This window comes from Streptococcus sp. HMSC062H02 (assembly GCF_001813005.1).
Lineage (GTDB): Bacteria > Bacillota > Bacilli > Lactobacillales > Streptococcaceae > Streptococcus > Streptococcus oralis_S.
Genome location: NZ_KV811121.1, coordinates 25,968 through 34,493 on the forward strand (window position 1 = coordinate 25,968; position 8,526 = coordinate 34,493).

Annotated in this window: 8 protein-coding genes and 1 riboswitch; of the genes, 4 read left to right on the forward strand and 4 right to left on the reverse strand. The window is 44.1% G+C overall.

Annotated features, from left to right (window positions below):
• Positions 1-5 precede the first annotated feature (5 nt).
• The 4 genes from HMPREF2885_RS04850 to HMPREF2885_RS04865 all read right to left on the reverse strand — a co-directional run bounded on the left by HMPREF2885_RS04850 (position 6) and on the right by HMPREF2885_RS04865 (position 3,712).
• Positions 6-1,268, reverse strand: coding sequence for a nucleobase:cation symporter-2 family protein (locus HMPREF2885_RS04850; RefSeq protein WP_070657325.1), 1,263 nt, complete (start codon positions 1,266-1,268; stop codon positions 6-8).
• Positions 1,268-1,849 (reverse strand): xanthine phosphoribosyltransferase, encoded by a 582-nt coding sequence (locus tag HMPREF2885_RS04855; protein ID WP_070657327.1) that lies wholly within the window; start codon positions 1,847-1,849, stop codon positions 1,268-1,270. The genes HMPREF2885_RS04850 and HMPREF2885_RS04855 overlap by 1 nt, the downstream gene beginning before the upstream one ends.
• 408 nt (positions 1,850-2,257) lie before the next feature.
• Positions 2,258-2,353: riboswitch (purine riboswitch) on the reverse strand.
• A 133-nt stretch (positions 2,354-2,486) separates the two neighbouring features.
• A complete protein-coding gene (locus HMPREF2885_RS04860; protein WP_061452820.1) occupies positions 2,487-2,873 on the reverse strand; it encodes a bleomycin resistance protein in 387 nt (128 codons plus the stop codon).
• An 11-nt stretch (positions 2,874-2,884) separates the two neighbouring features.
• Positions 2,885-3,712, reverse strand: coding sequence for an exodeoxyribonuclease III (locus HMPREF2885_RS04865; protein WP_070657458.1), 828 nt, complete (start codon positions 3,710-3,712; stop codon positions 2,885-2,887).
• Between the two features lie 133 nt (positions 3,713-3,845).
• On the opposite strand from HMPREF2885_RS04865, the gene HMPREF2885_RS04870 reads away from it, so the two are divergent.
• Genes HMPREF2885_RS04870 through HMPREF2885_RS04885 form a run of 4 tightly spaced genes read left to right on the forward strand, consistent with a single transcriptional unit; the run spans position 3,846 to position 8,465 of the window.
• Complete coding sequence (locus HMPREF2885_RS04870; protein WP_000675332.1) at positions 3,846-4,301, forward strand: DUF3290 family protein; 456 nt, start codon at positions 3,846-3,848, stop codon at positions 4,299-4,301.
• The gene (locus HMPREF2885_RS04875) at positions 4,298-4,933 is read left to right on the forward strand and encodes a DUF421 domain-containing protein (protein WP_070568193.1); all 636 of its coding nucleotides are present in this window, start codon (positions 4,298-4,300) and stop codon (positions 4,931-4,933) included. The genes HMPREF2885_RS04870 and HMPREF2885_RS04875 overlap by 4 nt, the downstream gene beginning before the upstream one ends.
• A 54-nt stretch (positions 4,934-4,987) precedes the next feature.
• Entirely contained in the window at positions 4,988-6,733 is a 1,746-nt protein-coding gene (locus HMPREF2885_RS04880) for an ABC transporter ATP-binding protein (RefSeq protein WP_070657329.1), read from the forward strand.
• Positions 6,723-8,465 carry an ABC transporter ATP-binding protein gene (locus tag HMPREF2885_RS04885; RefSeq protein WP_070657331.1) on the forward strand — a complete coding sequence of 581 codons (1,743 nt, stop codon included), beginning with the start codon at positions 6,723-6,725 and terminating at the stop codon, positions 8,463-8,465. Before HMPREF2885_RS04880 ends, HMPREF2885_RS04885 begins: the two co-directional genes overlap by 11 nt.
• Positions 8,466-8,526: the final 61 nt, after the last annotated feature.

An 8,526-nucleotide genomic window follows, 5' to 3' on the forward strand; every position in this document is an offset into this window, starting at 1 on the left:
TTTTCTTATTTCTTCTTCCGGTTTAATACTGCATTGAGGACAATGGCCAGTAGGCTGGCTACGACGATTCCATTTGAGAAGAACATTTGGAAGGCTGTTGGCATGCTGACAAAGAGATTACTATTGTTGAGTCCGACACCTGCAGCGATGGAGACAGCTGCGATAAGGAAGTTATGTTCATTGTTAGCAAAATCAACGCGGGCGAGGATTTGCATCCCTTGAAGGGAAACAAAGCCAAACATCACCAGCATGGCCCCTCCAAGAACAGGGCTCGGAATGATTTGGGCGAGGGCACCAAACTTAGGAAGGAGTCCAAGGAGGACTAGGAAACCAGCAGCGTAGTAGATTGGCAGGCGGGTCTTGATACCAGATAATTTAACCAAACCAACGTTTTGTGAAAATCCTGTGTAAGGGAAGGTGTTAAAGATTCCTCCGAGAAGTACGGCCAGACCTTCTGCACGGTAACCGTTGCGCAGGCGCGTGCTGTCGATTGGGTCATTGGTGATATCAGACAAGGCCAGGTAAACACCAGTGGATTCAACCATGGAAACCGTTGCAATGATACACATCATGACGATGGATGAGATTTCAAAAGTCGGTACACCAAAGTAGAGGGGAGTTGGAACATGGACAAGCGGTGCTGCCGCAACAGGGGAGAAATCAACCAAGCCCATGGTAGCAGCGATGGCAGTTCCAACAACCAGACCAATCAAAATGGAGATAGACTTGATAAATCCTTTGGTAAAGATGTTAATCAAGAGGATAATTAGAACAGTGATAGCAGCAAGTAAGAGACTTTGACCAGTTGGCTCTGGAACGTTATTTCCCATATTTCCAATAGCAACAGGAATCAAGGTTAAACCAATCGTGGTAATGACAGAGCCTGTTACGATAGAAGGGAAAAGATTAGCTACTTTTGAGAAGATGCCTGAAATTAGAATTACATAAATCCCAGAAACGATAAGGGCACCAAACATAGCACCGCTACCGTGGCTTTGCCCAATCATAATCAAAGGAGCAACCGACTGGAAGGCAACCCCGAGAACGACTGGTAGTCCAATCCCAAAGTATTTGTTGAGTTGGAGTTGAAGGAAGGTGGCCACCCCACACATGAAGATATCTGTGGAGATCAGGTAGGTCAACTGCTCAGATGAATAGCCAAGAGCTGTCGCAATCATGATGGGAACCAGGATAGAACCTGAGTACATGGCTAGTAAGTGCTGCAAGCCAAGAACGGCTGCTTGCGAGTGTTTTTCTTGTTTTTGCATTAGAGATCTGCCTCCTTAAATACGACCTGACCATTTTCGAAACGATCCAAGCGAGCCAGTGATAGGACTGGATACCCTGCTTTTTCAAGCAAATCACGACCATCCTGGAAAGATTTTTCAATCACGATACCAATCGCTTCGACTTTTGCTCCGGCTTGTTCGATGATTTGGATCAAACCTTTGGCAGCTTGTCCATTTGCTAGGAAATCATCGATAATCAAGACCTTGTCCTCTGGTGAAAGGAATTTTCCAGCGATGGAAACGGTGCTGGTCACTTGCTTGGTAAAGGAGTAGACTTGGGCAGTTAAGATACCTTCGTTCATGGTGATGTTTTTAGCTTTCTTGGCGAAAATCATGGGAATGTTTAAGGCTTCAGCTGTAAAAATGGCTGGGGCAATGCCTGACGCTTCAATGGTCACGACCTTGGTAATGCCAGCAGCAGCGAATTTGTCCGCAAATACCTTACCAATCTCTCGCATCAAGCTAAAGTCAACTTGGTGGGTTAAAAAGGAATCCACCTTGAGGATATTGTCACCCAAGATATGCCCATCCTCGAGGATGCGCTCTTCTAATAATTTCATAAGACCTCCTAAAGTCTAAAAGATACTTCATTTGCTTGTTTAAATGTTTCTATAGTGATTTAGTTTGCTAATAATGTATATGTATAATACTAGTGCGAGCGAAGCGAGTTTTACTAGATATTTCCCGCTGTAGTGGTATCATATACAATAATCTTGTTATTGTATATGACGGGATTTTTGAGAGTAAAATAGTTCGGGGAACTATTTTAGCCTAAGCCTAGAAATGAAAGAGCTAGGGGCTCAAAAATTAGGGATGAAATTCCGAAGGAAGTTGCTCCCGTCCGCACTAAATAAGGGAAATATTAAAAATATTATATTTAACCTTGAAGGCTAGCCTTAGCAAAATACTAAAAAAAGGACCTACTTAACAGATAAGCAAGCCCTCAAAATAGGTATGTCTAAAAACATACCCTCAATAGACATACTCATTGTTAGGTGTTCCGGCACCTTGTAGAAACGTCGTGCCAATTCACGACATAAACAAGTAAAATGATATTCAATTTTAAATAGGCTACTGCCAATGTTTTTATTTTACACCAATTAGCTTTATAAATCAAATATTTTGTTAGTAAATAGATCATAAAAGCGAACGAATAAAAGGCTGCAACGCTAGATAGTATTGTAGCCTTTTATTCTTCTACTCGCTAAATCTCAAAAAATAGCCATCTGGATCCAAGACTGCAAACTCGTGAGGATAGATATAGTGATCGCCAACACGAAATGTTCTCTTGGTCAAAGGACGATGGATAGGATAGTCAGCTTCCAGCAGTTTTTGGTGGAGCTGAGGGACATCTTCAATGCCAAAGGAAATATTGACACCGCGCCCGAAAGGATAGGTTAGTTGGGCTAATTCTTCCGTGCTGCCTTCTTCTAGCATAAGTTGGCAGTCTTCAAGCGAGAGGAAGAGAAATTTCTCCTCTGGACGCTCGTATTCGACAGAAAATCCCAGCAAGTCGCAGTAGAAGTGGCGTGACTTTTCGAGGTCAGATACTACAAATTCAGGAATGACAGCTTGATAGTCCATTAGATTTCTCCTTAGAGCTCAATCTCCATGACAATGGGTGTGTGGTCTTGGCGCGCACCTGAGTCAATCATGTCAGACTTGGTCACCTTGTCAGCTACGCGATTGCTGGTGAGCCAGTAGTCGATTCTCCAGCCTGTATTGTTGATTTTAGAAGTCTTGCTGCGTTGCGCCCACCAGGTATAACACTCTGGGACATCGCCGTGAATGTGGCGGAAGGTGTCGGTAAATCCAGTTGCCAAGAGGTTGGTAAAACCAGCACGTTCCTCGTCTGTAAATCCAGGTGAACGGCGATTGCTGGCAGGATTTGCAAGGTCGATTTCCTTGTGGGCTACGTTGTAGTCACCAGTCGCAAGGACTGGTTTTTCTTTGTCTAGTTGAGCCAAATACTCAGCGTATTTGACATCCCAGACTTGGCGCTCTTCCAAGCGTTTGAGACCATCGCCAGCGTTTGGAGTGTATACTTGGGTCACGAAAAATTCATCAAATTCTAGGGTAATGATGCGGCCTTCCAAGTCCATGGTAGAAGGGGCACCGATTTCTGGGAAGCTGATTGTTGGTGTGAGTTCTTTCTTATAAAGGAACATGGTTCCAGCGTAGCCTTTGCGGGCAGGTTCTTGAGAAGAACGCCACGTGTTTTCGTAGTTTGGAAAGAGTTCAGCTAAAATTTCCAAGTGTTTTTTAGTAGGACCCTTGGCAGAAAGCTTGGTTTCTTGGATAGCGATGATATCAGCATTTTCAGCGACCAAGGTTTGTAGTACTTCTTGGGACAATTTGGCACGAGTTGAGTCACTAGTTAGGGCAGCATTGAGGGAATCAATATTCCATGAGATGAGTTTCATAAAGTTACCTTTTTCATTCAGATTATAGATTTTATTATACCAAAAAAAGGTCCATTTCCCCAACGTATGGCTTGAAAAATCACTCTCTTTCGTTTATAATTAAGAATGATTTTATGAAAGGGAGTGAAAATAAATGAAATTTTACTCATATGACTATGTACTTAGCCAAATCAGTCAGCAAAATGGCATCATGATTGGCTTTGGAATTGTTCTCCTAGCTATCACAGGATTTTTTGCTTTTAAAGCCTATCGAGATAAAAAGGGGACTAAGTTTCGGGAATTGGTCATGATTTTGGCCTTGACCTTGGTGGCCATGCTTTTGGTGACAATCTCAAAATACCAGACCAATCAAGCCTCTAACAACCAATTTCAAACCTCCCTTCATTTCATAGAGGTTGTTTCCAAAGACTTGGGAGTGGATAAATCAGAAGTTTATGTCAATACTTCTGCAGCCACTGATGGAGCGCTTGTCAAGGTAGGTCCAAATTTCTACCGCGCCATGAACGGGAGCCAACCAGACAAGTATCTTTTAGAGAAATTAGAATTGAATCAAACAGACGCTATTGAATTGGTGGAGGTAAACAAATGACACTCAATTATATGGAAATTTTAATCAAACTGGCCTTGGGTCTTTTCTCTCTTGTTTTTGTTATTAATGTGACAGGAAAGGGTAACCTAGCACCTAACTCTGCTACAGACCAAATTCAGAACTATGTTCTTGGTGGTATCATCGGTGGGGTGATTTACAATAGTTCAATCAGCATTCTGCAGTACGCAGTGATTTTGATGATGTGGACGATTTTGGTCTTGACCCTCAAGTGGCTCAATAACAATGTTCGTTTTGTCAAACGCTTGATTGATGGAAAACCAACTCTCCTTATCAAAAATGGGCAGATTGACCCAGAAGCCTGTCGTTCAGTTGGTTTGTCTGCAGCAGAAGTTGCTCTCAAACTTCGTAGCCAAGGAATTTTCCAGATGAAACAGGTCAAACGAGCTGTGCAGGAGCAAAATGGCCAACTCATCGTGATCCAAATGGGAGATGAAAATCCTAAGTATCCAGTTGTGACTGACGGTGTGATCCAAGTCGATGTTTTGGAATATATTGGCCGTAGCGAAGAGTGGTTGCTTGATAATCTCAGCAAACAAGGGCATGACAATGTAGCCAATATCTTTATCGCTGAGTATGACAAGGGTGCGGTCACAGTCGTAACCTATGAATAAGAAAAACCTGGGGTCTTGGCCTCAGGTTTCTATTTGCAATCAGAAAGGGATGTTATGTCCATTATTCAAAAACTTTGGTGGTTTTTCAAGTTAGAAAAACGCCGTTATTTAGTCGGGATTGTGGCTCTGGTCTTGGTTTCCGTCCTCAACCTTATTCCCCCAATGGTTATGGGGAGGGTCATTGATGCCATCACATCGGGGCAATTAACCCAGCAGGACCTCCTTCTTGCCCTATTTTACTTGCTTCTTGCAGCCTTTGGGATGTACTATCTGCGCTATGTTTGGCGTATGTATATCCTCGGTACTTCCTACCGTTTGGGACAGATTATGCGCTCTCGCTTATTTGAGCATTTCACAAAAATGTCTCCAGCCTTTTATCAAACCTATCGGACTGGGGACCTGATGGCACACGCAACCAACGATATCAATGCCCTAACGCGTCTGGCAGGGGGCGGTGTTATGTCTGCCGTGGATGCCTCTATCACGGCTTTGGTGACCTTGCTGACCATGCTCTTTAGCATTTCGTGGCAAATGACGCTAGTTGCCATTCTACCCTTACCTTTCATGGCTTATGCGACCAGTCGTCTAGGGAGAAAGACCCACAAGGCTTTTGGCGAATCGCAAGCCGCCTTTTCTGAACTCAATAACAAGGTGCAGGAGTCCGTATCAGGTATTAAAGTGACCAAGTCTTTCGGTTACCAGGCGGACGAGTTGAAGTCCTTTCAGGCAGTCAATGAATTGACCTTCCAGAAGAACCTGCAAACCATGAAATACGATAGTCTCTTTGACCCTATGGTTCTCTTGTTTGTTGGTTCATCCTATGTCTTAACCCTCTTGGTCGGTTCTTTGATGGTTCAGAAAGGGCAAATCACGGTTGGGAATCTGGTCACCTTTATCAGTTATTTGGATATGTTGGTCTGGCCTCTTATGGCTATTGGTTTCCTCTTTAATATTACTCAGCGAGGAAAGGTTTCTTATCAGCGGATTGAGGATCTTTTATCTCAGGAATCACCTATAAAAGATCCTGAATGTCCTCTGGACAGTATCGAAAATGGACGTTTGGAGTACGCCATTGACAGCTTTGCCTTTGAAAATGAGGAGACACTGACGGATGTTCACTTTAGTTTGGAAAGAGGGCAAACCCTGGGCTTGGTCGGACAGACAGGCTCTGGGAAAACGTCCTTGATTAAGCTCCTCTTGCGTGAATACGATGTGGATAAGGGAGCTATTTATCTAAACGGTCACGATATTCGGGATTATCGTCTGACAGACCTTCGTGGTCTCATGGGCTATGTCCCTCAGGATCAGTTTCTCTTTGCGACCTCGATCTTAGACAATATCCGCTTCGGCAATCCTAATTTGCCCCTTTCAGCGGTCGAGGAAGCGACTAAACTAGCTCAAGTTTACCAAGATATTGTAGACATGCCTCAGGGCTTTGATACAGTTATCGGTGAAAAAGGGGTCAGTCTATCTGGTGGTCAAAAGCAGCGTCTGGCCATGAGTCGGGCGATGATTTTAGACCCTGATATCTTGATTTTAGATGATTCCTTGTCCGCCGTGGATGCCAAGACAGAGTATGCGATTATCGACAATCTCAAGGAGACGCGGAAGGATAAGACAACCATTATCACAGCCCATCGCCTCAGTGCAGTTGTCCATGCAGATTTGATTTTAGTCCTGCAAAATGGCCAAATCATAGAACGGGGTACACACGAAGAACTGCTAGCCCTGGATGGCTGGTATGCCCAAACCTACCAGTCTCAGCAGTTGGAAATGAAAGGAGAAGAAGATGCAGAATAAGCAAGAACAATGGGCTATATTGACGCGCTTGATGTCCTATCTCAAGCCCTATGGCCTCCTGACCTTTTTGGCACTCAGTTTTCTCCTTGCGACTACGGTCATTAAAAGTGTCATTCCCCTTGTGGCTTCCCACTTTATCGACCAGTACCTCAGCAATCTTAATCAACTGGCCGTGACCGTTTTGCTGGTCTACTATGGCCTTTATCTCCTACAAACTCTAGTTCAGTATGTCGGGAATCTTCTCTTTGCGCGGGTGTCCTACAGTATTGTTAGGGATATTCGTCGCGATGCCTTTGCCAATATGGAGAAACTCGGCATGTCTTATTTTGACAAGACGCCAGCAGGTTCCATCGTCTCTCGTTTGACCAATGATACTGAGACCATCAGTGATATGTTTTCGGGAATTTTATCCAGCTTTATCTCAGCAGTTTTTATCTTTCTGACAACTCTCTATACCATGTTGGTGCTGGATTTTCGTTTGACAGCTTTAGTTTTGCTCTTTCTACCCTTGATTTTCCTTTTGGTCAATCTCTATCGGAAAAAGTCAGTCAAGATTATCGAAAAAACCAGAAGTCTCTTGTCGGATATCAATAGTAAGTTGGCAGAGAATATCGAGGGAATCAGGATTATCCAGGCCTTTAATCAAGAGAAGCGCCTGCAGGCAGAATTTGATGAAATCAACCAAGAACACTTGGCCTATGCCAACCGTTCTGTAGCCTTGGATGCCCTCTTCTTGCGCCCTGCCATGAGTTTGCTGAAACTGCTAGGATATGCCGTTTTGATGGCTTACTTTGGTTACCGTGGTCTTTCTATCGGGATAACGGCCGGAACCATGTATGCCTTCATCCAGTATATCAACCGCCTTTTTGATCCCTTGATTGAGGTGACGCAAAACTTTTCAACCCTTCAAACGTCCATGGTGTCTGCAGGCCGTGTCTTTGCCTTGATTGACGAAACGACCTATGAGCCTCTTCAAGAAGATGGACCAGCCAAAGTCCAAGAAGGCAATATCCGTTTTGAACATGTGTGTTTCTCATATGATGGCAAACATCCGATTCTGGATGATATTTCCTTTTCAGTTAAGAAGGGTGAAACCATTGCCTTTGTAGGTCATACAGGTTCGGGGAAATCTTCGATTATCAATGTCCTCATGCGTTTTTATGAATTTCAGTCAGGCCACGTTCTCTTGGATGATGTGGATATCAGGAACTACAGTCAGGAAGAGCTGAGAAAAAACATCGGTTTGGTCTTACAGGATCCCTTCCTCTATCACGGGACTATCAAGTCCAATATCGCCATGTACCAAGATCTTAGTGATGATCAGGTCCAGGCTGCAGCTGCCTTTGTCGATGCAGATTCCTTTATTCAGGACCTTCCGCAGGGTTATGATGCACCTGTTTCTGAGCGTGGTTCGAGCTTTTCTACTGGCCAACGCCAGCTTCTTGCCTTTGCTAGAACTGTCGCCAGTCAGCCTAAAATCCTGATTTTGGATGAAGCGACAGCCAATATTGACTCTGAAACAGAAAGTTTGGTTCAAGATTCCCTAGCTAAGATGAGACAGGGTCGGACGACCATTGCTATTGCTCATCGCCTTTCGACCATCCAAGACGCCAACTGCATCTACGTCTTGGACAAGGGGCGTATCATCGAGAGTGGAACCCATGAGGAACTCTTGGCCTTGGGAGGAACCTATCACAAAATGTATAGCTTGCAGGCTGGGGCCATGTCCTAATACTCTTTGAAAATCTCTTCAAACCATGTCAGCTTTATCTGCAACCTCAAAGCTGTACTTT